Below are 629 nucleotides of genomic sequence, written 5' to 3'. Positions count from 1 at the left end.
TGGGATCAACAGCTGAAGTACCATCCGCATATACATTATATTATTCCGGCAGGTGGTATCAACAAAAATGGACATTGGAAAACAACCAAACAAAATGGTGACTTCTTGTTTGATGTAAAACAAATGTCGAATAAGTTTAGTGCCATTTTTGCTAAAAAGCTGCGTAAGTTGAAGCAACAGGGTAAAATACACAAGTTTGTGCCTCGCAATTTAATTCCGGAACCCTGGGTGGTGTATGCCAAACAAGCCTTTGGTTCGCCACATTCTGTAGTGGAATATTTGGGTAGATACTCACACCGGGTGGCGATTTCTAATGCACGTATTTTAAAAGTAACTGATACTCATGTTACTTTTAAATGGTACAACAGAAAGGATAATTATAAATCGGAAACGCAAACTATCACTGGCGTTGATTTTTTAAAAAGGTTTGTGGAACATATCGTCCCACCTCATTTCAGAAGAATAAGGCATCTTGGCTTTTTGAGTGCTCGCAATAAATCCAAATGTTTAGAGCTATTACGCAAAGACTTAAAGGTAACTTTTCATAAACTAAAACTTTCAAGAGCTCAGGTACTTGAAATGAAGTTTGGAAAACGTTCCTGTCTTAGTTGTAAAGATTGTGGTGGTGA

The 629-nt window shown here is 37.4% G+C and carries 1 protein-coding gene; it reads left to right on the top strand.

Features of this window, described 5'->3' with window-relative positions; translation table 11 throughout:
- Positions 1 to 629: IS91 family transposase (locus OM075_RS25365; RefSeq protein ID WP_301193358.1), on the top strand; the 629-nt coding region annotated here is incomplete at both ends.

This window comes from Plebeiibacterium sediminum, assembly GCF_026013605.1.
GTDB classification, from domain to species: Bacteria; Bacteroidota; Bacteroidia; order Bacteroidales; family Marinilabiliaceae; genus Saccharicrinis; species Saccharicrinis sediminus.
This window is presented reverse-complemented; position numbering and strand designations above follow the sequence as displayed.